This is a genomic window from uncultured Maribacter sp. (assembly GCF_963977385.1).
Classification (GTDB): Bacteria; Bacteroidota; Bacteroidia; order Flavobacteriales; family Flavobacteriaceae; genus Maribacter.
Window position 1 is genome coordinate 66,447 of record NZ_CAXBOU010000001.1, and the last position, 24,803, is coordinate 91,249.

Sequence of the window (24,803 nt, forward strand, 5' to 3'; positions counted from 1 at the left end):
TCAAAAAATGTTACGTTTTTATGTAAAAGAAATTATTCTGGCTCAACATTCATTCGTTTTATAGCCGTAAATGCTAAAATGAAGGCTGCTAATAAGAATAAAGCTGCCAAGGCATAAGGAGCGCCCGGAAAATATATAGTGCCCTCAGGACGTATAAAATAGTAAAATACAGGTGAGAAAATAAGTTGCCCTAAGATCGCGGTAATACTAACTAGGCCAGTTATAGATCCTTGTAATATTCCCTGTTCTTTTTCAGAAACTTGGTTAGAAATTACACCTTGCACTGTAGGGCCGGCGATACCACCAAGTGCATAAGGAATCAAGAAAGCATACAGCATCCAAGGTTCTTTGGCGAAAGAGAATAAAAACATCCCGACCGTCCAAAGTAAAAAACCGTAAATAATAATTTTTCGCTTACCGAACTTTTTTACCAATACCCCAACTAGAAAACCCTGTACTATAGCAACGAGTAAACCAACAACCATTAAAGATATACCGATTTGCCTTGGATTCCATTCATAACGTTCTATTCCATAATACGACCAGGTAGAAGGTAAGGCTTGACCTGCAAGATTGGCCAAAAAGAAAGCTGAAATGAGTAATAGGAGTCCTTTATAATTCCTTAGTGCCACTAAAGACACTCCAGGAATCATTTTCATGAAATTTATTTGTCTTCTATTTTCTGGAGCTAGAGATTCGGGAACGAAGAAATAACCGAACAAGAAGTTAGCAAAAGTCAATCCTGCAGCGATATAAAAAGGTAATCTAATATCTATTTCACCAAAAAATCCTCCGATACCAGGACCTATAATAAAGCCGACACCAAAAGCAGCTCCTATTAAACCAAAATTTTTGGCTTTATTCTCCTTAGTACTTACATCTGCAATATAGGCTGATGCCACAGTAAAACTTGCCCCAGTAATACCTGCCAAAAACCTACCTAAAAATAGCCAGGCAATCGTTGGTGCCCAGGCATGAATCATATAGTCAATACTCAGCCCAAAAAGCGCTAGCAGTAATATTGGCCGTCTACCGAATCTATCAGATATTTCTCCTAATACTGGTGAAAACAAAAACTGCATACCGGCAAAAGCTGTAGTAAGCCACATGCCGTAGATTATTGCCATGTGATTTCCTTCCCCAGTTAATTCCATAATCAAATCAGGAATTATAGGAAGAATGATTCCGATACCTATAACATCAACTAAAATGGTAATAAAAATAAAAAGAAGGGCAGTTTTGTTGGATTTCATGGTCAAGGCAAAAGTCGGATAAAAAAGGTTCTATAAACCGTTAAAAAACAAAACCCCACAATTAAAGTGAGGTTTTAAATATTAGTATACATATAATCAAAAGATCGCTTCGCTATACCCGCAATAAATCTTAATTATTTAATGCTTCTGCACCACCAACAATTTCTAAGATTTCATTGGTAATAGAAGCCTGTCTTGCTTTGTTATACGTTAATTTTAATTGGTCACGCATCTCAGTTGCATTATCAGTCGCTTTATGCATAGCAGTCATACGTGCTCCATGCTCACTTGCGAAAGAATCTCTTATACCTTTATATAATAATGTTTTTAAAGATTTAGGAATCAACTGTTCAATAATTTCAAGTTTTGAAGGCTCAAAAGTATAATCAGCACTAGTATTACCTTCCACCTCTAAAGGCACGATAGGCAAAAACTGCTCAGTCATCACAATCTGAGTAGCTGCATTTTTGAATTTGTTATATACAATTTCAATACGGTCATAAGCTCCGTTTGTAAAAAGCTCCATTAAACTTTCTGCAATCTCAGCTACATTGTCAAACGTTAAGTCATCATAAACCCCGCTGTGATTAGCAATAACATTAAAACGTTTTCCTAAATAGTCATTAGCCTTTTTACCAACAGCAACAAAATCTACTTCTTTACCGGCATGTACATTTTCAGCAAGATTAACTGACTGCTTTAAAATATTGGTATTAAAAGCACCACAAAGACCCCTATTTGAAGTTATTGATACAATCAAAACCTTTTTTATAACACGATTATCGGCATATGCACTACCAGAATCACCTTCTAAACTAGCACTTAAATTCTGTAGTAATTCGGTTAGTTTATCAGCATAAGGTCTCATAGCCGTAATGGCGTCTTGTGCCTTCTTCAATTTAGCAGCAGAAACCATTTTCATAGCACTGGTAATCTGCATCGTTGATGAAACCGATGAAATCCTATTCCGTATTTCCTTTAAGTTAGCCATACTTTAGCGTATTTAGTAATAAGTACAAAGCATATCGTTCAACATTGTTAAGCAAAACACTTTGTACTTTTTACTCAGTACTATGTACTAGTTTATTTTTTATATTTAGCAGAAAGATCTTTACAAACAGCAGTCAAGGTATCAGTAACCTCGTCTGTAAGTTTACCTGCTTTCAACGTATCCAAAACATCTCTGTGCTTAGCGTTCAAAAACTCTAAGTAATCACGTTCGAATTCTTTTACTTTCTCTACTGGTACATCTCTTAGCAAGTTCTTAGAACCAGCATAGATAATTGCAACCTGATCTTCAACAGTAAATGGATCGTTCTGTGCTTGTTTTAATATTTCAACGTTTCTACGTCCTTTTTCAATTACATTTAAAGTAGCGGCATCTAAATCTGAACCAAATTTCGCGAACGCTTCTAGTTCACGGAATTGTGCTTGATCCAATTTCAACGTACCTGCAACTTTCTTCATTGATTTAATCTGAGCGTTACCACCAACACGAGATACAGAAATACCTACGTTAATTGCTGGTCTTACACCTTGGTTGAATAAATCTTGCTCCAAGAATATTTGTCCGTCAGTAATAGAAATTACGTTGGTTGGAATATAAGCCGAAACGTCACCTGCCTGTGTTTCAATGATAGGTAATGCAGTTAAAGAACCACCACCTTTTACCATAGGTTTTAGCACCTCGGGCAAATCGTTCATTTCTCTTGCAATAGCATCGTTATTAATCACTTTTGCAGCACGCTCTAATAATCTAGAGTGTAGATAGAAAACGTCACCTGGGTAAGCCTCACGTCCTGGTGGTCTTCTTAACAAAAGAGACACCTCACGATATGCTACCGCTTGTTTTGATAAATCATCATATATAATTAATGCTGGACGACCAGTATCACGGAAATATTCTCCAATAGATGCTCCAGCGAATGGTGCATATACTTGCATTGGTGCAGGATCAGATGCATTAGCCGCTACAATTGTAGTATAGGCCATAGCTCCTTTATCTTCTAGAACTTGAGCAATACCAGCTACCGTAGAGGCTTTTTGACCAATTGCAACATAGATACAATATACAGGCTTACCTGCATCGTAAAATTCTTTTTGATTCAAAATGGTATCGATACAAACTGTGGTCTTACCAGTTTGACGGTCACCAATTACAAGTTCTCTTTGCCCTCTACCAACTGGGATCATCGCATCAATAGCTTTAATACCTGTTTGCATTGGCTCTGTTACAGGCTCTCTAAAAATAACCCCTGGAGCTTTACGCTCTAATGGCATTTCATAAGTTTCGCCAGCAATAGGCCCCTTACCGTCTATTGGCGTCCCTAAAGTATCAACCACACGACCAACAATTCCTTCACCAACTTTTATAGATGCGATACGTTGAGTACGTTTTACGGTATCACCTTCACCTACTGATTTAGAAGGTCCTAAAAGCACTACACCAACGTTATCTTCTTCAAGGTTCAATACGATACCTTCAAGTCCACCTTCGAACTCAACTAATTCCCCATACTGGGCATTTGCTAGTCCGTAGATTCTTGCGATACCATCACCTACCTGTAAAACGGTACCTACTTCGTCTAAAGTAGCGGTAGCATCAAATCCTGATAATTGTTTCTTTAAAATTGCTGATACTTCAGCGGCTTTTACTCCTGCCATTTTTAATTAGATATAAGATATTAGGCGATAGATACAAACATCTGAAGCCTTATATAGTTATTATAGACTATTCGAAAATTCTCTTTTAATATTACTTAGCTTATTTACGATACTAGCATCATATTGTAAGTCACCTATTCTTAAAATGAATCCACCTATGATACTTTCATCAATTTTATTCTCAATGGTTACTTCGTCACCAGTAATATTAGCAACTTGCTTTAATACCTTTTTTTCCATTTCAGCATTTAAAGGTACTGCAGTAGTCACGTAAGCTACGCCTTTTCCTTTCAATTGCTCATTAAGAATAATATATTTTAATGCTACTTCGTTAAGCATTCCAATACGCTTGTTATCCACTAACATGCTAATTGAACCCTCTGTTATAGCATCGCAACCCTTAAAGATTTCTGCTAATGCATTCCTTTTAGAAACACCCGATACTACAGGGCTAGCAAGAACATCTCTCAACTCTTTACTATCGGAAATAGTAGCTGCGATTGAACGCATGTCTTTCTCAACAGCAGTCAAGGCTTTCTTTTCCTTAGCCGTATCCAATATTGCCTTCGCGTAACGTAATGCTGCTCTTGATTCGCTCATTATATCTCTTAGTTAAGTTTTAAATCGCTCAACAATGAATCTACTAACTTCAATTGCTTTTCGCTACTAGACAACTCTTCCTTTATAACCTTCTCGGCAATGGCAACAGATAACTCTGCAACTTGGTTTTTAATGTCTGCAACAGCCGCTTTCTTTTCGCTTTCTATAGCCGCTTGAGCCTGCTTTAACATTTTATCACCTTCCGATTTGGCCAGCTCCTTAGAATCAGAAATCATTTTCTCTTTGATTTCGCGAGCCTCTTTCAACATGTTCTCACGCTCAGCACGAGCTTCTTGAATCATTTTTTCATTGTCTGCTTGCAAATTCTGCATATCAGCACGTGCTTTATCAGCAGCGGCCAATGCATCTATAATACCAGATTCTCTTTCATTCAGAGAATTTAATATCGGCTTCCAAGCAAATTTTACTAATAAGAAAATTAAACCTAGTAAAAGAATTGTTTGCACAACAAACAAACCTGGTGAAAAATCGTTAATTAAAACTTCCATACCTTAATTTTTTAAATACTAAATCAATAATTAAAAAACACTTCCTGCAACCAACCGTTGCAGGAGAATGTTTCTTGATTTTTGTGTTCTTATTTTCCTAAGAACAAGGCACCGAATGCCAAACCTTCCAAAAGTGCAGCGATAATAATCATCGCAGTTTGAATTTTACCTGTCGCTTCTGGCTGACGAGCAATACCTTCCATTGCTTTACCACCGATTTGACCAAGTCCAATACCTGCTCCGATTACGATTAAACCTGCTCCAATTAAATTGTACATAATAAACTGATTTATATAATTAAATTAAAAAAACTCTCGTTAAATAAAATCTCCTCTTACATCTTCTGCATCTTGCAATTCATGACCTTGAGCATCATGCTCATGATCGTGATCATGTTCTGCAACTGCCATACCTATAAATAATGCTGATAACATTGTAAATATGTACGCTTGTAAGAACGCGACTAACACTTCAATTAAAGTGATGAAAAATGATAACACTAAAGAAAGACCTGTTGCACCAACAACTCCTAAACTATTCTTTAAGGTGAACATAATTGCAATTAAGCTCATCACAACAATATGCCCTGCTGAAATGTTAGCAAACAAACGCACTAATAATGAAAATGGCTTTATTATAAATGCTCCCGCTAATTCGATAATAGCCAAAACTGGTCGAATTAAAACAGGCACACCTGGCATCCAAAGCATGTGCATCCAATAATCTTTATTCCCACTAACAGTATATATAATTAAGGTAAAGATTGCCAAAGCAGCTGTAACTGCTAATTGACCTGTGACGTTGAAGCCGAAAGGCGTAAGACCTAATAAGTTCAAAATCCAGATAAAAAAGAATACCGTCAATAGGTAACCGGTGAATTTTCTATACTTTTTCTCACCAATATTAGGCAAAGCAATTTCATCTCTTACATATATAACTAGTGGCTCTAAAACTCTACCAAAACCAGTTGGCACTTTTTTATTAGCGTACTGCCTAGCCAAAGAACTAAAAACAATCAACATAAATAAGCCCACCAATAAAATACCCATTACACTTTTTGTAATAGAGAAATCTATTACTTTATGCGCATTGGCAGCGTGATGCGTTTCGTCGAATTCAACTTGAGAAGCACCTGCCTCTAATTCGTATATTTTGCTATGAAGTTTCACAAAACTTGAACCATTACGTTCAACAACCACCTTCCCATCATCATCATGATGAAAAGCAGAAGACATAAATGTCGCAAGACCATTACTAGACCATACAATTACAGGTAATGGAAAACCAACATGTTTACGCTCACCGTTAGAGGTATACGAAAACAAATGAAAGTCATGAGCATCTTTAATGTGATGCTGAATATACGCATCTACCTCATCTTTAGTGTCTACCGCAAGGTTTTGGTCCTCATCAGACGATGCAAATCCTTGTAAGGAAAAACATAGTACAAAAAGTAGTGCTGCCGTTTTCAATGTTTCTGAAACTTTCTTCATTATATCTTTTTCAAAAATTAAGCTCTTGAAATTTTGCGCAAAAATAGTCATTATTAACCTATTCCACACAAATTTAGAGCTTTAAAATTTAAGCTTTTTTGCCATGCATTATTTTTGAAATGAAAATCACTTCAAGCGGCAAAAATACAATAACAGGAACTAATAGAGAAGCCCTATAGTAACGGGATAACATATTTTCTCCTAAAAGTTGTGGATAAAAAAGAACCGCAAAAACGATAATCTTAAAGACGAGTACACCCATATATATAAAACCCAACTGTTCAAAAAGTTTATTATTTTGAGTAAAAAACTGAAATGCAATGAGTAAAACAAGGGAGAAACAAAAGTGAAAGATATATGCTTTTTGTAGTAACGGAATAAAATTTTGGTTTTCCTTTATTAGAAAAACTTGTAGAAAATAAGAAGTCGTGCCCATAAACAGGAACACGACTATGTATAATATTATTTTTTTTAGCAATTGTCCTTATTTATTTAAGGCCATAACTTTTTTAATGACCAGATATATGGACAAAAATACGGCAAGTAACGTAACTGTATCTTCTAAATATGTTTTTTCGAACTTAACATCTAACCATTCCCCTAAAAGATTGCCCAAGAAAATCGTAGCACCCATTTGAATGGCAATACTTGACAAGCTAGCAGCTGTTCTTAAAAGTTCAGATTTATTATCACGAGGCTTTTGCGTTTTCATTGCTGTTTGATGATTTAAAGCCAGTGTTGTTCCCTGAGCCTTTCTTTCCGCCCATTGTACATGCAGCGTTGAAGGTTGCGCCTGGTTCAACAGCCAATTTATTAACTGTTACTGTACCTTCTATAACTGCAGATGCTTTTAAAGATAATAAGTCAGATACTAAAAGTTCACCATTGAAGCTGCCTTCAATATCAGCATTCACACATTCTACTTTACCATGTATGTAGCCATCTTTACCTATAACAACTTTACCAGATGTTTTTACATTACCATCTAGCTTACCGTCGATACGAAAATCTGCTTCAGAAATTATATCTCCTTTTATCTTGGTATTCTTCTCAATTCTGTTAGGTTGCCCTCCTATTTCATTCATAGCCTTAGGTTTTTGTCTGTCTGAAAACATTGTTCACGGTTTTGGGGTTAAAAGCGTATTTCTATAATCGATTATATTTTTGTGTACTTGTATAATCTTATAGTTCTCGGATAAAACTACAAAATTCTCATCAGCAACTCGGTAATCCTTATTGTTTTTTAAAAGCTCGGCATAGCCAAGTGCAAAGTCTTTAGATTTAAATCCGTGAACAACCACAAATTGATCTTCAAGATTATAAATATCTTTAGATACAATATTTTTGTACCGAAGATCTTCGATGGACTTCACTAACAATTCCATCAATTTTAAAGCCTTTTCGTTATTATTTCTTTTGAACGGAAAAACTACTTTCCAATTAGACGTTCCTTTTGAATCGGTCTCTGGTAAAAATTCTTTAGGTTCTAATTTTGGCAACTGCTCAGCAACCATTTGTTCTGCTTTTTTGCCTTCAGGATTATTCGGATACGTTAACGCAACATAATTAAGAGCTTCTTTAAACAGATCGAATCCTTGAAGCCTACCAACAGCATTCGCTTTCAACATTTCAAACTTAGGCACTATTGGATCTCCAGTAAATCTGTTGATGTTTTCCTCAGCGCCAGTAATCACTTGTAAAAATTCCTGTTCCTTAAATTTTTTGAATAAATTTTCATATCGCTTTTCCGGACTATCAGAATTATCGGCCAATACGGCCTGCGGATTCAATAAAATCTCAGCATATCTAGAATCTGAATGATTTGTAATGATATCATTCTTCATCGTATTCTTTAACGGACTATTGACCTCTTCATATATCTTATACAGATTGTATTTAGAAGGTAGAATCAATCGTTCTTCGGCATTCGATGCTAATACATCTTCTAACTTGCCTGCAGCCAATAAATTTTCGTTGAACTTCTCCTTATAAATCAATCCTAATTGATAATTAGCAAAATTACGTTCTGTTTTTAGGCTATCGATTATTGTTACATCAGTGGGTAATCGATCCATATAATACTCAAGCGAAAATTTCTCATCGTCACTTATCGTACTTAAACTATCAGTACTGTCAGTGATATTTTGAGCAATATCATCTTTAACATTAATTTTAGACTTGTCTGACCAACGCCAATCATCTGTTAATTCACGATTTCCCCATCTGTTTTTAAAATCGTTCTGACCATAACCTAAACTGGTAATATTATAAAAGTAGAATTTTCCTTTATTTTCCTTACCGCCCTTACTTTCACTAAAAGCAGCAAAGCCATCAGTGATTCTATCTTTTTCTTTCTTTTGGGCTGCCTCTTTCTTTTTTTGTAAATCTTCAATATGCTTTCCAAAATAAGCTAATTGCTCATCTTTTGGCATTTTATATAGTGTTATTACACTATCGGCATATTGAACAATATCTTCGTATTTTATGACATCTTCAAGGTTATCAAGCTTCTTTTTAACGGAACGAAATTTCTTTGTGTTTTCATCTAGGTTTGTTAGCACACTATCATAATATGCACCTGCATCTTTATAAACACTCTCATCAAAATTATACTCAGCCAAATTCTCATAATTAAGCGCATTTAATTTTGGTTTACTCTGTGAAGCTCTAAGCGATTTGTTAAAATAAAACAAGGCCAAACTATCTGACTTTTGTTCCAAATGAAACTCTGCTAGCTGTCTATAAATATTATCTAAAAAAGGTCTGTTTTCCCTATTCAACTCCATTTTAGTTAAATACTCTAAAACCTGTTCTTTATTCTCACCTGTGATTTTGGTATTCCTTAATTTTTGAATTTCCGCATTGATCATATAAACCCGTGGCGATTTCCTATTCAATTCAATGACTTTGTCAAAAGCATAATTAGCACTGTCTTTATAACCCAATTGATTATATAGCTGTCCTATTATATAGTAGTACCTTCCTTTTTCAGGATGCTTTTTTGTGTAATGCGAAGCAATCTTAAGATTTTGAACAGCCGTGTCGGGTGCTTTAAGATTTATAAAGGCCTGTGCCATCATTGCTCTCGCATCGGCATATTCTTGGTCCTTTAACTTCTCATATTTCATTAAGCGTTTAAGATTCTTAATGGCTAAATCTTCATTTTCTAGTCGGATGTTTACTTTTTCTCGCCATATGCTGGCTTCATTCAACTTATCACTTTCAGAATATTTATTTAGAATATAGTTGAAAGACTCTAAGGCGGGAATATAGCGTTCGTCAAAATAACGTGCTTTACCCAACAAAAGAAAAGCTTCATCTATTTCAGGATTTCGCTCTTCATCCTTAATATCCATACTATGCCGTTGAATTGCTTTTGTAGCTTTTTCCTCAGCAATAAGAAAGTTAGGATTGTTGTCTTCTGAATCAAGTTTTATTTCACCACTTACGGCTAAACGTTCTACTGGCAAAACTTCAAAGTAGTCATCTTGGTATGTATCATTTAAGGTATTACGGCCTTCTTCAAATGCGATATTACCATTATACAAGGTGTTGTATTTGGTATTTAATGCGTGCCATTTGCGATTTATTAAGGCATCTTTTTTGGTTGAACATGCATTGAAGAGCATGATTGCCAAAACACCGGATAAAATAAGTTTTTTTCTAAGGTTCAAAATAGATGATCTACGTATGTATGTTTAACTTAAAAACAGCCATATTATTATACGGTTCATCGGTAAAACGTATTTTTATTTTCAAGTATTATACAGTCGAACAGGCTTTCACATATTACATAAACCGACCAAGTAGTTTGTTTCAATTCAAAACGAGGGTGATTTATTCAATTATTAAACCATAATCGATACAATTATAAGTTCATCGTCTTTTAGAGGCTTTTGAATCATTTGCATTACTAAAAAACCGACCATATAGTCGGTTTCTTGATTTTTGAACAAAAAAGTGATTTATCGATGAACTACAATATCATTTTACAATTCAATGCTGCTACCCTGCAAAGAAGACCTCTAATTCTTTCAATGTTTCGGTCGATGTTTGAATATCCTTTACTACTTCTCCTTTATTTAAAACTACAATTCGCTCACATACCTCTGTAACATGAATAAGATCGTGGCTAGATACCAATACGGTAACATCTTTCTTTTCTGCTAACTCCTTTATTATCTGCTTTAAACGTATTTGAGTAGTTGGATCTAAATTCGCGAAAGGTTCATCTAAAATAACAACTTTTGGGTTTCCTATAAATGAAGCAACAATACCCGCTTTCTTCTGATTTCCTTTTGATAAATCTCTTAGGTACTTTTTCTGCCCTAAAATCTCGCCATGAAAAAAATCTTGATATTCAGACAGCAAACCATCAACATCTGCTTTGTTTTGACCACGTAGATCACCAATAAAGTAGAAATACTCTTCGGGGGTCAAATACCCAATTAAAAAAGTTTCATCAATAAACGACGACGTAAAAGGTTTCCATTCTTCACTTGTGTTCACTTGAACTTCATTATTAATAATATGACCCGTTGTAGGCTGAATTAAATCAAGTAAAAGACTGAAAAGAGTAGTTTTACCTGCACCATTATTACCTACCAAACCGAAACTTTGCCCCGTAGGGATTAATAATTCTCCAATATTTAAAACTACTTGAGAACCGTATTTTTTTGATAAATTTTCTATTGTAATCATATCTGAATATTCGAATTTGTAATTATAAAAAGAACTAGCGCTGTACTACCCTTTTAACTTGCCTTTTCCTTAAAGCCGGCAATCATTCCATATTTTTTTCTTTTGTATTGTTCTGTAATCAAGTTCATCAAGTAATTCTTCATCGCAAAACCGATAACCCCTAAGACGGACAGTACAATTACCGCTACTTGCAAGTTAAACACGTAATAAAATATGGAGAATAAGATTATTGGAACTACTAGAACCGGAAGCATAATTAGAAATTGGGTGGCGCTTGTGCCCTGCATATTCCCAAACGGACTCTGATCTAATTCTATCCGTTTTTTATTGAAAGAACCGAAATATAAAATGACCGGTATATTTACTCCCAGATTATACATTGCGCAGCCAAAATTTATAGCTAAGGCTTCCCAACCAAAGTATACATAGGGTGTCGTCAACAGAAACATAAATACTACACTAACGGAAATTAAAATCACTTTTGACTCTAGATACTTACGCATAGGTATGTTCTGAGACATCATCATACTATAGTAACTACTATCCCATGCTGGTATAAATTGACCAAAATTACTCAAGAAAATACCTGTCATAAAAATACCTACAAAGGCCTTCATGGGCACCATGCTGCTATACACATCTACGGTGTAAAATACTAATCCATAAAAGACAAAAAGCAAAGAAATAAAGACTTGTGATTTAGTTCGTTTGTTTCTCCAAATCATTTTTAAATCGAGTTGTAAAAACGAGCCCATTTCCCCAAAGCGCTTCGTCCAAGCCAAGTCAGAAGTGTTCGCTTCAACTTTTTTAGATTTTAATTTCGCATCTAAATAAATCTTATCCTTAAGAAATTTATAATTGACATAGTATATACCGAAAGCTAAAGCTATTGGAATGAGTACCGTTGCCGGATACGCATAAAGTGCATGGAAAACAGGAGCAAGTAATTCTTTAATAGAGAAAATGCCTAAATAATCCAATCCATAACCAATGATTAAAATACTTGCTAAACCAATTAGTACTTTCTCGTTCTTATTAATTAAAAGATTCAAGTAATTAATACAAAGAACAATTGCCATAACCGCTACAACCCAAAGCAATACATTTAACACAGGGTAACTATTAAATAGAAGCACAATAGCAAAAGGTATTATAAAAAAGAGGGTCAACAAATTATAGATTGAAGCTGCAGACCTACCCAAAATATAATGGGCAATAGTGCTTTTCTTTACTGGTGTGGTCAAGAATGGTTTAATATCCATCACCGGTAATTTTTGCATGAAATACCTTAGAGACAATTCAATTAGAATCCAGTAAATGAAATATTGGCTAATACTCCACGTGGGGCTTTGGTCTGGGAATATTTCTTTTAAGATAAAGTACATTCCGGCTCCTAAGCCAGCAAGGGAAATAAGCATGTAAACTCCGAAAAATCCCATCACAATTTTTATGCCCAAGCTTTTGCCAAGATTGGAAGACCTGAAAAATGATTTCCATTGTAATGAAGTAAACTGTTTGAACATGTGGTTGGTTTTTATCTTCAGGGTATTGGTAAGATAAATTTAGATTTTGTTACAAGACTGATCAAATTTATGTTTCCAAATTTGACAATCCGAAACATTCTGAAGCTACCTTTTTAGCGTAAAATGACCTGTAATTACTTGATTATCAATAAACCTGTATTTGAACCAATAATCTGACTCAGGAAGTGGATTTCCGTTCGAAGTACCATCCCAGCCTTTAGAGTTCGGACTTATTTGTTTTAAAAATTTTCCATACCTATCATAAATATATAGTTGAGAATCTGGATGAAGTTCTCCACCAATAATGTTCCAATATTCATTAGAACCGTCTCCATTTGGAGTGAAAAAACGTTGATAGCCAATGGCGATTATTTCTTCGGATAGAATTCTACACTCCAATAAATCTCTTACATAAACTGTGTATTTTCCAGGAAATACTTTGAACTGATTACTTGCCTGATAATTTTCACCATCTACAGAATACTCAAAAGGTCCTGTTCCAGTAGCTATAACTGTAACATCAATCTGGTCTGAAAATCCATTAGTATCTACCGTTATAGATTCCGGAGCGCCAGATGATAAAACCTCAAATAGTACAGAATTCTCACAGGTTACCCCGTTTGTGGTTTGGGATACCGTCAATTGATATTCTCCAAGGTCTGTTGCATCAAAAATTCTAGTTGTGCTTATTTCGGTTCCGTTAGCATCTTGCCAAGACCAAGTCTCAAAATCACCACCATCGATAACCAAAGCGGGGCTATCAGGACATATCACATAGCGTTCTTCTAAAACAGGTTGTGGTAAAGGGTTTATACTAATCTTTAGCGAAGTCAAAGCGTAGCAGCTTTGAAGACCAATTCTTTCCACACGGGCATATAGCGTTTCTTGATTTTCCGTATTAATATAGGAATTTGCGCTTAACTCATTTATTCTATATTCTGCATCAGATTGGGAAGCATAATAAGTTACTGTAAATTGATTTGTGTCTTGACTACCCAAAATTTCTAATGCCTTTTGAGTAAGATCTATGCTCTGGCTTCCTGTTTCGTTTATATCACAACCAATTATCGGTGTTGTAACAATGGCAAACGGAGTTTCAAAAACCTCCAAATCAAAACTACTTGTCACAAAACATGTTGTGTTCAAGCTATTATCTAAACGGTAAAAAAGCGTCTGTGGATTGGCAGTGTTCTGGTAAGTTCCTACAATCTCATTTTGAGCCAGATTTGCATCCGCCATGCTTTCGTAATAACCAATGGAAACATTCGCAGGGTTTTGATCTCCTAAAATTTCATTTTTCTTTTCCGTCAGGTTAAAATCAAAAACTCCGTCATTATCATTATCACAAACAACCCAGTCGGCAACCGTTTGTAATTGGGGCGTATCAAAAACATTAACCTCAAAAGAGGTCGTTGCATAGCAATTGACATCGGTAGCATTCGCTACCCGAACATAAATAGTTTGTGTACTAGCAACGCTATTGGTATAAGAATTGGGTAACGGATTTAAATTGCCCTCAGCATCAGTCATTGTAGCGTGATAGCTAATGGATAAACTACTCGCACTCTGTGCGCCAATAATTTCCGGTTCAGTATCAGCAAGATTAAAGGTGGAATAACCATCATTGTTATCATCACAGATTTCTAAATTGCTTGGAATATTTGCCGTAACTCCTTGACTTACCTCAATCATAAAACTTCCCGTTCTAAAACACGTAGGATACATACTGTTCTGAAATCGCACAAAAATTTCTTCCGTTGGTAACGTATTGGTATAGCTTACTGGTAACACATTCGTTCCATTATCAGCATCGGTCTGAGAAGCAAAATATAATATTTCAAAAGTAGTTTCGTCTTGACCATTGAAAATCTCTGTGTTTTTTAAGGAAAGGTCAAAAATGTACTGTCCATCGGTATCGTCATCGCAGACCGTCCAATCAGTTATGGTATCTACAATAGGGGCTTCACGGGCAATGATATTGAATTGTGTGGTATCATAGCATTGACTATTATTGGTATTGGATACCCGTACATACACCGTTGTAGTCCCTAAAGGAAATGGATGAACTGCCTCCAAGGCACTGGTATTCGCATCTGCATCTGCTTGTGAAAGAAAATAGTCTACCGAAAAAACATTTGGGTCTTGTGTACCCAAAACCGAGACGTTAAATGTAGGCAAATCAATGTTATAGGTGTTTTGGGTAATACAGCCTTCCAAATCTGCTAAGGGTACTGCAACGGGTGTTTCAAAAATGGTAATATCCTTAGTTTCTGTTTTGGTCTCCGAGGCTGTGGTTACGGTTACAGAAACCGAATAATCTCCAGCTGAAGCATAGGTATGACTAGGGTTTTCTAAGGTGGATGTAGTGCCATCACCAAAATCCCATACCGTAGAAATTGGACTAACACTAATAGCACTTTCAAACGTGGTGGGACTTCCTTCACATAATCCATTGACCATAATATCCACCTGAAAATAACTGGTAATAAATGGCGGTAAACCTAAAATAATTGTTCTACCCCCTAAATCAATTGCACTATAATTTAAGGTACTTAGTGCTCCTTGCTCATTAGGATTTTCAATTACACTTAAAGTCGGTCTCTCTATGTCTGCCATATAGATTTTACCATCTATACCCAATTGTAGTGCTCCAAAAATTAATGACGATGTATTTAATTGTACAACCGAACCCTTTATATCTGCTGCTACTAAATCATATTGATAAAGATCAGTTGTTAATGAACTTGATGTGTATAAAAATCTACTTGAGGGTGAAAATTCTACCCCATAAAATAATTTATAGTGCTCTGAAAAATCAAGTAACGTTTGGGCGTTCGTTAAAATTCCTGTGGCGGAATCAAAATCCATTACATCCACATTTAAGCCATTATGAGCAGCCGCTACCTTTTTTCCATCTGGGGAAGCCTTAAGATACCCTATCGCGTGAATATTTGATTGAAAAAAATAGGTTGTCAAATTAATCCCTACATTAGATATTACGGGAGTGGTTTCTACACCAGCTGGCGTAACCCTATATGCCAAATATGAATCGCCAAAAGCATCATGTGTCAAGACCCATATGTCCGTACCATTTGCATGCTTTACAGCCGTAAGTTTTTCTGCTGCTGGCGTCACTAACTGTATATTCTTTTGAATAACATCGCCCAGCCCCCCATCTAAGGAAATATCCACTAATGAATAATTTATTCCATTAGCTTCCTTTATTTTATCTGCTGTAAAAATATAGAACTGTGTTGGAATACCAGGATTTGGAACTATAATTGCCGATTGTGTTGAAGATGGGTCCCCTAACAAGCCTGTACCGTTAGGCATGGGTTGGTGATTACGGTTCCAAACTGTAATGCCATCGGTGTAGAATAATATACTGCCATTATTATCTGATATAGTCGCACAACCTTCTCTAGTACTCAAAGCACCATCTAACAAAGTTACGGGAGCACCCGTATTAAAATCTAGCCCTGCATTTTCACCAAAATACCAGATGGCGGCTTCTTTTTGGGCTTGAAGGGAATAACTACTAATTAATATGATTAGGACTGAGAGAAACTTTTTCAAGTATAGTCGTTTTGTTGATCTAGCGCTAATTTAACGATTACAACAAATAACGTAAGTAAAATACTTCATAGTGTTGATAATATCGACCATTTGTCTATTTACTTTAAGAAGTATTCTCTTCAGCTACCTTAAATTATTTCTCTTCCGCATCAAAAACTGTTTTTCAAGCTTGTTTGAAGTTTGTTCTAATGCTTTATCCAAATAGGAAATAGCCAAATTTTTATCACCCATTTTAATATATAATTCTGCATAGCAACCATAAAACAAATACGCTCGCTGGCCTAAATCTTCAACATCACTCTGTTGTAACAACTGCTTCGTTTTCACAAAATCATTTAGTTGCAAACTAACTATAGCTTGGTTGAGTAAAGTAAAAGCTGTGGGTTGAAAAGCATACAATTGTTTGTACCAACTTGATATATTTTCCCAGTTGGTATCCTCAAATGTTTTGGCATTTAAATGCTCTGATGCAATAGCCGCTTCGTAGTGATATACAGAAGTGTCGTCATATTCCATGGCTTTGTTCATAGCGCTATTTCCCATTTTAATCAATGGAAAATACCATTTGGTACGGTCTTGATGTTGCAAATTAACTATCTGGTTATCAGAACTTATTTTACTTTCTAAACGAGACATATGAAAACATAGCAACGCAAAAAGTGCATACAGGCTTCCGCTTCTAAATTGCTCTTTTTTCAACAGAAGCTGACAAAGGCGAATGGCTTCACCACACAAATCTTCCTTTATTAATTTATCATGATTGGTAGAATGAAAACCTTCGTTGAAGGTTAAGTAAATCACTTCCATAACACTTTCCATTCTATTTGGAATAGCTTCGGGAAGCGGGTATGTAAACTGAATATTATTCTTTTGAATAGATTTTTTGGCACGTGTTAATCGCTTCGTTATGGTTTCCTCCTTGGTCAACAATGCAGCAGCTATTTCTTTAGTGCTAAATCCTGAAATCGTTTTTAAGGCAAAAGCAATTTGTTCATTAGGATGCAAACTGGGGTGGCAAGCAACAAAAATCATTCGTAACTGACTATCGGCAACTTCATGATCCAAAAAAAGTTCATCTATCTGTAGCGATGATGCACCTGTTGTAATGGTAAGATTTCTATTTTTTTCGGCTTGTAAACTTCGCAGAATATCTATGGTTCGGTTTTTGGCAACCCTATTCAGCCAAGCTTCCGGGTTTTCGGGAATTTTAGTCCGCCATTGCGAAGTTGCTTTTATAAATGTATCCTGTACCGCATCTTCAATTGTTTCAATATATGAGAGTCCGAAAAAGCGAGTTAAAATAGCGACCATCTTTCCGTAATGATGTCTAAAAAGATGGTCTACTATTTTATGCTCCATGTATCTTATTGTTCAAAAACTAGTACTTCTCTAATCTCAACGGTACCATCTAAATCATAATCTGGGTAATCTTCGGCAATTTTTACTACGGCATCAGCATTTTCGGCTTGTACAATATAAAAACCACCAATCAATTCTTTACCTTCTATTAAAGGAGCATCGGTTACCGTACGCTTGGGCCCAGAAACTCTTTTTACATTCGGCACCAAAGCTTCACCACCTTTAACGATACCTTGCTTTTGCATTTTTTCGTTCCAAGCGAACCACTTACCCATGCGGGTTTGTAATTCTTCTGGAGATAACCCTAATTCTTGGTAATCTGCACCGATAAAAATCATCATAAAATCTTTCATAATTTAACTGTTTTAAATTTTACATTGAACTCGCTCTAAGTTCTTGTTGTTTGCACCATGACGTTACCAAAATCAAATTAGGGACAATTTTTAAAAATATATTTCAAAAAAGATAAATTAAGGATTATTTAAAAACTCAGAGATTTAGATTTTTTGATAAATGTCATTCTATATCGTAAAAGCAATGCTTAATTTTGTAATTCGATTTAAAGAAACGAACATATGTCGCATTTTCACGCACTAACAGTAAAACATATTAAGAAATTAACGCCAACATCTGTTGCTGTTACATTTTCAATTCCTAAAGAATTGATACAGACTTTCAGCTTTACAGCTGGTCAATACATTACCATCAAAAAAGAAATAAAGGGTAAAGAATTAAGAAGAGCCTATTCTATAAGTTCTTCCCCAGAAAAAGATGGTATAACCATTGGTATTAAACAAGTCGATAATGGTGGGTTTTCTAATTACGCAAACACCAAGTTACAAGTAGGCGATACGCTTGATGTTATGGAACCAGAAGGTCGATTTACATTTAATAAGAGCAAAAATGTACAGCATGTTGCGGCATTCGCAGCAGGTAGTGGTATTACCCCAATTATGAGTATTGCAAAATCTGTATTAGATAGCAACTCGAAGAATACGTTTGTACTTGTTTATGGGAACAAATCGTATGAAGAAACTATGTTCTATACTGATTTGGTGAAATTAGAACTAGAATATTGCAATCGGTTCTTTGTTTACTTTACCAACAGTCAAACCCGTGAAGATAAAGCGCTATTTGGCCGTATTGATACCTCAACAGTGAATTACGCATTAAAGAATAAACATAAAAATGTAGACTTTGATGCCTACTACCTTTGTGGCCCTGAGGAAATGATTCGATTGGTTCAAGATACTTTATTAGACAACGATATTGATAAGGATAAAATTCATTTTGAACTTTTTACTCCAACGGAAATTAAAGAAGAACTTCCTATTCAAGCAGAAGGATCAACTGCAATTACCGTAGTTGTAGATGATGAGGAATTTCAATTTACAATGGACAGAAAGTCCTTGGTGTTAGATGCTGTTTTAAAGCAAAATATAGACGCGCCATACTCCTGTCAAGGTGGTGTATGTAGCAGTTGTATAGCCAAGGTTACTGAAGGAAAAGCTGAAATGGTAATGAATCAAATTTTAACCGATAAGGAAATAGCCGACGGATTCATTCTTACTTGCCAAGCGCATCCTACGACACCTACTTTAAAAGTTGATTATGACGATGTTTAAATAAAAGATTTAATATCAATGTAGAGATTTATTAAAACGTCTTTACGGTTCCGATAACTATGGGATCCGTAAAGACGTTTTTTTACATCCAAAATATATTTGATTGAGTTATACTTAAATGGGGTTTAAAATACCTTTGATAGGACTTTTAACTACCTTATTATGACTTCGGAAATCATCGGTGTCTTCATTATCATTTCTGCGGTAATTATTTTGTTTGCTTTTGAGGTTTTCCCGATGGATAAAATATCCTTCTGCATAATCGCAGCATTGCTGTTGACAGGATTGGTCACTCCCGAAGAAGCGGTTAGCGGATTTTCTAACAAAGCGGTCATCACTATTTTATGTTTAATGATATTGGCAATAGGACTAGAGGAAAACGGTGCAATTTCATGGCTCGCCCAAGGTTTAAAAATTCTAAAAAACTGGCCAATTGTTTTAGCCACAGTTGCCATAATGTTAATAGCCGGTAGTATTTCTGCCTTTGTAAGTTCAACAGCTGTAGTTATCGTTTTTATAAAAATAGTTGCCGAGTTACGAGAAAAATATCAATTACCTCCTGGCAAGTTACTATTACCTATTTCATTTGCCAGTATTTTAGGGGGTAGTTGTACACTTATGGGTACCTCAACCAACTTGTTAGTTAGTAATATTGCTGCAAGGTATACCGGTGAAAAACTCGGTTTCTTCGAATTTTCATTAATGGGTATCACCTTTTTAGTAATATCAATAGGAATAATAGCACTCTTTTATCGGTTTTTACCCAATGACACAAAAGACTTATCTGAAAATTATGACCTTAATCGCTATTTATTAACGTTAACGGTTTTACCTGAGTCTCCTTTGGTAGGCAAAAAAATCGGGGAAAGCTTCATGTTTAAAGAAGCTGATATTACCGTGTTACGATTAACTAGAAATGGCTATGACCAAAATTTATTAAACCATGAATTACCTATTAAGGTTAATGATGTAATTCTTTTACACTGTAGTTTAGAGAACCTACAAAAGATGCGAGGAGAAGGTTATTTTGATGTTGATTTAGAGGAAAGAGACCATATTAAATCCACGAAAAACACTCAAATTAAAAAATTTGGAAACTCTAATGAAAAAGATGCGGAGAATAAAGATGATAAAGACAAAAGTTTACTTTTAGAACTTTTATTGCTACCTGGATCACGGTTTCTTGGTCGAAATTTAACTGAGCTTAAAACCATGTTGATGCCGCGTGCTATTCCTTTAGCCGTTAATAAGCGTAAAAAACTACGGATTCTACAAAACAGATTACATCAAAGTAATCACGAGTTTACAAAATTACATGTTGGTGACCGCTTATTGATACAAACCGAACCCGAATACGTATCAAACTTTGAAAACAGCAATAATTTAGCAGTACTCAATCAATTTGAAGGTCGTACTCCTGCAACCCCGTTCAAAAGAAATTTATCCATTATAATCCTTATAGGTACAATAACTTTAGCAGCAACAGGTATATTAGAAGTTATGACCAGTGTAATCACCGGCACTTTAGCTATGCTTCTTTTTAAATGTTTAGAACTAAATCGTATCTATGAAAAGATAAATTGGCAAATCATATTTTTACTTGCAGGAATGATTCCTCTGGGAATTGCGATGAGCAATGCAAAAGCCGACACGTGGATCACTGAGGAACTTTTGGCGTTAATGGCCGGTCAACGCCCTTTATTCATAATCGGTTTGCTCTTTTTAACCACTATGCTTTTAAGTAGCGTGGTTTCTAATAATGCAACAGCAATTATAATGGCACCTATTGGAATTTCTTTAGCTGGCGGATTAGATTTAGACACTAAACCTTTTATACTTTGTGTAATGTTTGCAGCCAATTTTAGCTTTTTCACCCCTTTGGGCTATCAGACCAATGCATTAATTTATAGTATGGGTATTTATAAATTCAAGCACTTTTTAGTTATTGGTGGAGTTATTTCAATCGTTCTTTGGGTTGTTGGCACCCTACTATTAAGCGCTATGTTGTAATCAAAGCTACTTTATTCAGGAAATATAGTTCTAAGTTTATTCACCGCAGTTTCATAACCGATAGCATAGGCTTTTTCTATACCCCTTCTATCTAATAAACCAATATGCTCCAATTCTTGCGGTTCAATTATTAGGTTACAATTATTGATTTTCTCCCTATTGATTGCGTAAATCATGAGTCCCGTGACCCTACCTGTCAATTGAAAAGAATTATTAAGATGTTTCTTCTCCAATTTAGAAACTAAAGATACATTACTACCAATAACATATTCAACTTTCGACAACACCGGTTCAGAAGGAAAATTATTCATTATTCCGCCATCTGCATGAAGTGCTCCATTGTATTCTATAGGACTAAAAACAGGGGGTAAAGCTGCTGATGCCAATAAAGGTTTTATCAACTCCCCTTTACTTATAAAAACCTCTTCACCAAGCTCTAAATTAGTTGCTACAACATGCAATTCTTTCTTTAAAGCCTCAAAACTATCTTCTGGAAAGTAGCCTTTAAAAATATCTATAAACCGTTCGGTATTTATGAGTCCGGGTTTTGCTACTGCAAAGTAATTGTATTTAAATAAGGGGGTTTCTTTAAAGAATTTAAGCATATCGACCACCGACTTATCCGAAGCATACAAGGCTCCGACCAAAGCACCTACACTACTACCTGCAACAATTGTTGCGTTTATACCAAACTCTTGCATCGCTTTAATAACTCCAATATGCGCCATGCCTCTAACGCCTCCACCTGAAAGCACTAAACCAACAGTCTTAGAACCTATTTGCATCTATCTAGAATTGATTTCAAAAAAAATGCCGAGCGAATACTATTATCCGCTCGGCATAAAATTAGGCATTAAAGCGGACTATGAATCCAATCCAAACGCATAATAATATTTACTTCCATCTTCATAAATGCCTTCTAACATGACTCCACCCTTTTTACCCTCAAGAATATCAGCTACATCATCAATATTTTTCACGCGTTTACCATCTATATGGGTGATAATAAAACCTTCACGCATTTGGGTTTCATTTTTAATTTTTCCAGGATATAATTTTGTTACCTGAACACCACCATCCAAATCGAATTTCTTAGCTAGCTCTTTGTTCACATTTTCAAAATCAGCACCTAAAAGATTAAATACTTTTTTCTCTTCCTTTTTAATGATACTCGTACCACCGTCAGAATTTTTAAGCTCAACCTCTAACTCTTTCTCCTTACCATTTCTATTAACAACGATGGCGACTTTATCACCAGGCCTTTTACCTGCAATAATCTCCTGAAGTCTTGGTGAAGTACCCGTTTCTTTTCCGTTTACACTAACAATGATATCACCAGATTCGATACCTGCCATATCTGCACCACTATCTTCACCCACTTGCTCTACCCAAACGCCTTTAGTAAATGACACATCTTTCTCTTTGGCCAAGTTTCCATCCATTGTTCTAATAGTAACCCCCAACATACCACGTTGTACGTTCCCATATTTTAACAAATCTTCGACCACTTTAGTAACGATATTACTAGGTACGGCAAAACCATATCCAGTATAAGTTCCAGTCGTACTAGCAATCGCGGTATTGATTCCAACTAAATTACCGTCAAGATTTACTAAGGCTCCACCGCTATTGCCAGGATTAATAGCAGCATCGGTCTGTATAAAGCTTTCAACTGCAAACTTATCTGTATTGATATGAATACTTCTTGCCTTTGCGCTTACGATACCCGCCGTAACCGTAGAGTTTAAACCTAATGGATTACCAACTGCTAAAACCCATTCACCTACTTCAACATCATCTGAATTTACTAAAGCCATCGTCTTAAGATTATCAGCTTTAATCTGTAATAAGGCTAAATCCGTTGTTGGATCCGTTCCTATAACCGTTGCTTTATAAGATTGGTTATTATACAGGGTTACTTCAACTTCATCTGCATTAGCAATAACATGATTATTGGTCACGATATATCCTTTGTCATTAATAATAACTCCAGAACCAGTACCAACTCTAGGTCGTGATTGCATGCCTTCTGGAGATTGACCTTTGAACATATCTCCAAAAAATTCTTTAAAAGGATCTGGTAATTCACGTGCACTTTGATTTCCGTAAGAAGCGCCTGTTTGCGTAGATTTAATATGCACCACAGCATCTAAAACTTTTTTAGATGTTTCGGTAAAATCTAATGGCTTAATATTTCCTTTATTATCGGCAGTATAAAGCACATGACTACCAAGAACCGAATCAACAACCGTCACCCCAACATCATCTTTAGTTGTTTGTTTGTTAAATTGAATTACTCCGAAACTTACGACTAGCGCAATAATCGCTGAAAAGAAGTAAACCTTCCAAGCGCTTTTAGTATTTGTATCTGATTTCATATTTAATTGTTTTTTTATATTCTTCTAATACCCTAGTGGCAATAGCTATGCCAATGATGGGCATGCAAATACTAATGTTTTTTTAAAATTGAATGAAATTTTAAGGATTTTTTTAGACTAACCAGTCTGTAACATAAGAATTATCATGACAAATTAACTAAAAAGGTGTTAGTTGACAGATTTAAACGAACGTTTAGGGCTCAATTTAGCGGTTACTAACTTAATTTAAGAATTAAAAACCGACTGACTAGTCTGAAACTGACATTTTGACTTAAAGTAAGATAATTCGGTTGTCTTAATTCTATGATTTACATATACATAAAAAACCTTTGCTATATTTTTACGTAAGTTTAACAACGAAAAAGAAAATTTAATTGAATTCACAGCATACAACTGCAATTTTGGTATTTGCCAATTCCGCTAAGGAAGAATTGGTAAATAAGTCCATTCCAAATAGTGAACAATTATTCGATGCACTAACCGAAAGTACACTAGAGAAAGCAAAAAATACTGGTTTACCTACATTTCATTTTACAGATAAAGACCAGATAGGCTCTAATTTCGGCGAACGTTTTACCAACGCGATAGCTGCAGTATTTGATAGAGGATACGATAATATTATAACTATTGGAAATGACACACCTCATTTAAAAACACAACATCTTAAAAATACGGCGAAACATTTGGCCCTTGGCAAAACTGTAATTGGCCCTTCTGTCGATGGTGGATTCTACTTGCTAGGTTTGCAAAAAATAAATTTTGATGTTGCTAGTTTTAAACGATTACCATGGCAGCGCTTTAGTTTGTATAACCAAATTTCCATTTGGCTTTCATCTGAATCTTCTCAATTAATAAAATTGCCAGTTTTACAAGATCTAGATAATGAGAAAGATTTACGGTCAATATTATTTTTTTCCAAAACATTATCTATTTCAATTTTACTCCTAATTATAGGTCTACTTAGAGTAAAACTTAGACTATTTCATAAAAAACATTATTTCTTAAATCTGTTTTTTAACAGATGTTTTTACAATAAAGGCTCTCCTGAGATTTCATTTATCTAAATCCCTCTTTGCCCAATAATTGGGTAAATGTAAAACTCAGTTGAAAAG

Annotated in this window: 20 protein-coding genes; 3 read left to right on the forward strand and 17 right to left on the reverse strand. The window is 35.3% G+C overall.

Annotated features, from left to right (window positions below; translation table 11 throughout):
• Positions 1 to 32: 32 nt before the first annotated feature.
• From AAC084_RS00340 to AAC084_RS00410, 15 genes are all read right to left on the reverse strand, one after another.
• Entirely contained in the window at positions 33 to 1,253 is a 1,221-nt protein-coding gene (locus tag AAC084_RS00340) for a TCR/Tet family MFS transporter (RefSeq protein WP_339835377.1), read from the reverse strand.
• Positions 1,254 to 1,383: 130 nt separating this feature from the next.
• Positions 1,384 to 2,244 (reverse strand): ATP synthase F1 subunit gamma, encoded by an 861-nt coding sequence (atpG, locus tag AAC084_RS00345; RefSeq protein ID WP_339835379.1) that lies wholly within the window; start codon positions 2,242 to 2,244, stop codon positions 1,384 to 1,386.
• A 92-nt stretch (positions 2,245 to 2,336) separates the two neighbouring features.
• Positions 2,337 to 3,917 (reverse strand): F0F1 ATP synthase subunit alpha, encoded by a 1,581-nt coding sequence (atpA, locus tag AAC084_RS00350; RefSeq protein ID WP_339835381.1) that lies wholly within the window; start codon positions 3,915 to 3,917, stop codon positions 2,337 to 2,339.
• Positions 3,918 to 3,977: 60 nt separating this feature from the next.
• Entirely contained in the window at positions 3,978 to 4,517 is a 540-nt protein-coding gene (gene atpH / locus AAC084_RS00355; RefSeq protein WP_339835383.1) for an ATP synthase F1 subunit delta, read from the reverse strand.
• Between the two features lie 8 nt (positions 4,518 to 4,525).
• Entirely contained in the window at positions 4,526 to 5,026 is a 501-nt protein-coding gene (locus AAC084_RS00360) for a F0F1 ATP synthase subunit B (protein ID WP_339835385.1), read from the reverse strand.
• Positions 5,027 to 5,115: 89 nt separating this feature from the next.
• Positions 5,116 to 5,304 carry an ATP synthase F0 subunit C gene (gene atpE / locus AAC084_RS00365; RefSeq protein ID WP_013993139.1) on the reverse strand — a complete coding sequence of 63 codons (189 nt, stop codon included), beginning with the start codon at positions 5,302 to 5,304 and terminating at the stop codon, positions 5,116 to 5,118.
• Positions 5,305 to 5,343: 39 nt separating this feature from the next.
• Positions 5,344 to 6,519, reverse strand: a complete 1,176-nt coding sequence (gene atpB, locus AAC084_RS00370; RefSeq protein WP_339835388.1) for a F0F1 ATP synthase subunit A — start codon at positions 6,517 to 6,519, stop codon at positions 5,344 to 5,346.
• Positions 6,520 to 7,003: 484 nt separating this feature from the next.
• Positions 7,004 to 7,231 (reverse strand): AtpZ/AtpI family protein, encoded by a 228-nt coding sequence (locus AAC084_RS00375; protein ID WP_339835391.1) that lies wholly within the window; start codon positions 7,229 to 7,231, stop codon positions 7,004 to 7,006.
• On the reverse strand, positions 7,209 to 7,634 hold the full coding sequence (locus AAC084_RS00380; protein WP_339835394.1) for a polymer-forming cytoskeletal protein: 426 nt from the start codon (positions 7,632 to 7,634) through the stop codon (positions 7,209 to 7,211). Before AAC084_RS00380 ends, AAC084_RS00375 begins: the two co-directional genes overlap by 23 nt.
• Positions 7,635 to 7,637: 3 nt before the next feature.
• Positions 7,638 to 10,193, reverse strand: a complete 2,556-nt coding sequence (locus AAC084_RS00385; protein ID WP_339835397.1) for a hypothetical protein — start codon at positions 10,191 to 10,193, stop codon at positions 7,638 to 7,640.
• Positions 10,194 to 10,524: 331 nt separating this feature from the next.
• The gene (locus tag AAC084_RS00390; protein WP_339835400.1) at positions 10,525 to 11,220 is read right to left on the reverse strand and encodes an ABC transporter ATP-binding protein; all 696 of its coding nucleotides are present in this window, start codon (positions 11,218 to 11,220) and stop codon (positions 10,525 to 10,527) included.
• Between the two features lie 53 nt (positions 11,221 to 11,273).
• Entirely contained in the window at positions 11,274 to 12,743 is a 1,470-nt protein-coding gene (locus tag AAC084_RS00395; RefSeq protein ID WP_339835402.1) for a DUF5687 family protein, read from the reverse strand.
• 105 nt (positions 12,744 to 12,848) lie between these two features.
• A complete protein-coding gene (locus tag AAC084_RS00400; RefSeq protein ID WP_339835404.1) occupies positions 12,849 to 16,319 on the reverse strand; it encodes a T9SS type B sorting domain-containing protein in 3,471 nt (1,156 codons plus the stop codon).
• Between the two features lie 123 nt (positions 16,320 to 16,442).
• The gene (locus AAC084_RS00405) at positions 16,443 to 17,678 is read right to left on the reverse strand and encodes a sigma-70 family RNA polymerase sigma factor (protein WP_339835407.1); all 1,236 of its coding nucleotides are present in this window, start codon (positions 17,676 to 17,678) and stop codon (positions 16,443 to 16,445) included.
• A 5-nt stretch (positions 17,679 to 17,683) separates the two neighbouring features.
• Positions 17,684 to 18,031 (reverse strand): YciI family protein, encoded by a 348-nt coding sequence (locus AAC084_RS00410; RefSeq protein WP_339835409.1) that lies wholly within the window; start codon positions 18,029 to 18,031, stop codon positions 17,684 to 17,686.
• Positions 18,032 to 18,253: 222 nt separating this feature from the next.
• Here AAC084_RS00410 and AAC084_RS00415 point away from each other — a divergent pair, with 222 nt between their 5' ends.
• Positions 18,254 to 19,303 (forward strand): ferredoxin--NADP reductase, encoded by a 1,050-nt coding sequence (locus AAC084_RS00415; protein WP_339835411.1) that lies wholly within the window; start codon positions 18,254 to 18,256, stop codon positions 19,301 to 19,303.
• Between the two features lie 162 nt (positions 19,304 to 19,465).
• Positions 19,466 to 21,313 carry an SLC13 family permease gene (locus tag AAC084_RS00420; protein WP_339835413.1) on the forward strand — a complete coding sequence of 616 codons (1,848 nt, stop codon included), beginning with the start codon at positions 19,466 to 19,468 and terminating at the stop codon, positions 21,311 to 21,313.
• Positions 21,314 to 21,324: 11 nt separating this feature from the next.
• On the opposite strand, the gene AAC084_RS00425 is transcribed toward AAC084_RS00420, so the two are convergent.
• Positions 21,325 to 22,098, reverse strand: a complete 774-nt coding sequence (locus AAC084_RS00425; protein WP_339835415.1) for a patatin-like phospholipase family protein — start codon at positions 22,096 to 22,098, stop codon at positions 21,325 to 21,327.
• A 78-nt stretch (positions 22,099 to 22,176) separates the two neighbouring features.
• On the reverse strand, positions 22,177 to 23,691 hold the full coding sequence (locus AAC084_RS00430) for a Do family serine endopeptidase (RefSeq protein ID WP_339835418.1): 1,515 nt from the start codon (positions 23,689 to 23,691) through the stop codon (positions 22,177 to 22,179).
• A gap of 374 nt (positions 23,692 to 24,065) precedes the next feature.
• Here AAC084_RS00430 and AAC084_RS00435 point away from each other — a divergent pair, with 374 nt between their 5' ends.
• Complete coding sequence (locus tag AAC084_RS00435) at positions 24,066 to 24,755, forward strand: DUF2064 domain-containing protein (RefSeq protein WP_339835421.1); 690 nt, start codon at positions 24,066 to 24,068, stop codon at positions 24,753 to 24,755.
• Positions 24,756 to 24,803: the final 48 nt, after the last annotated feature.

Excerpts from the sequence above, each read along its gene's own strand:
- AAC084_RS00340 (WP_339835377.1), bottom strand. The coding sequence starts at position 1,253 with ATGAAATCCAACAAAACTGCCCTTCTTTTTATTTTTATTACCATTTTA.
- atpG (WP_339835379.1), bottom strand. The coding sequence starts at position 2,244 with ATGGCTAACTTAAAGGAAATACGGAATAGGATTTCATCGGTTTCATCA.
- atpA (WP_339835381.1), bottom strand. The coding sequence starts at position 3,917 with ATGGCAGGAGTAAAAGCCGCTGAAGTATCAGCAATTTTAAAGAAACAA.
- atpH (WP_339835383.1), bottom strand. The coding sequence starts at position 4,517 with ATGAGCGAATCAAGAGCAGCATTACGTTACGCGAAGGCAATATTGGAT.
- AAC084_RS00360 (WP_339835385.1), bottom strand. The coding sequence starts at position 5,026 with ATGGAAGTTTTAATTAACGATTTTTCACCAGGTTTGTTTGTTGTGCAA.
- atpE (WP_013993139.1), bottom strand. The coding sequence starts at position 5,304 with ATGTACAATTTAATTGGAGCAGGTTTAATCGTAATCGGAGCAGGTATT.
- atpB (WP_339835388.1), bottom strand. The coding sequence starts at position 6,519 with ATGAAGAAAGTTTCAGAAACATTGAAAACGGCAGCACTACTTTTTGTA.
- AAC084_RS00375 (WP_339835391.1), bottom strand. The coding sequence starts at position 7,231 with ATGAAAACGCAAAAGCCTCGTGATAATAAATCTGAACTTTTAAGAACA.
- AAC084_RS00380 (WP_339835394.1), bottom strand. The coding sequence starts at position 7,634 with ATGTTTTCAGACAGACAAAAACCTAAGGCTATGAATGAAATAGGAGGG.
- AAC084_RS00390 (WP_339835400.1), bottom strand. The coding sequence starts at position 11,220 with ATGATTACAATAGAAAATTTATCAAAAAAATACGGTTCTCAAGTAGTT.
- AAC084_RS00395 (WP_339835402.1), bottom strand. The coding sequence starts at position 12,743 with ATGTTCAAACAGTTTACTTCATTACAATGGAAATCATTTTTCAGGTCT.
- AAC084_RS00405 (WP_339835407.1), bottom strand. The coding sequence starts at position 17,678 with ATGGAGCATAAAATAGTAGACCATCTTTTTAGACATCATTACGGAAAG.
- AAC084_RS00410 (WP_339835409.1), bottom strand. The coding sequence starts at position 18,031 with ATGAAAGATTTTATGATGATTTTTATCGGTGCAGATTACCAAGAATTA.
- AAC084_RS00415 (WP_339835411.1), top strand. The coding sequence starts at position 18,254 with ATGTCGCATTTTCACGCACTAACAGTAAAACATATTAAGAAATTAACG.
- AAC084_RS00420 (WP_339835413.1), top strand. The coding sequence starts at position 19,466 with ATGACTTCGGAAATCATCGGTGTCTTCATTATCATTTCTGCGGTAATT.
- AAC084_RS00425 (WP_339835415.1), bottom strand. The coding sequence starts at position 22,098 with ATGCAAATAGGTTCTAAGACTGTTGGTTTAGTGCTTTCAGGTGGAGGC.
- AAC084_RS00430 (WP_339835418.1), bottom strand. The coding sequence starts at position 23,691 with ATGAAATCAGATACAAATACTAAAAGCGCTTGGAAGGTTTACTTCTTT.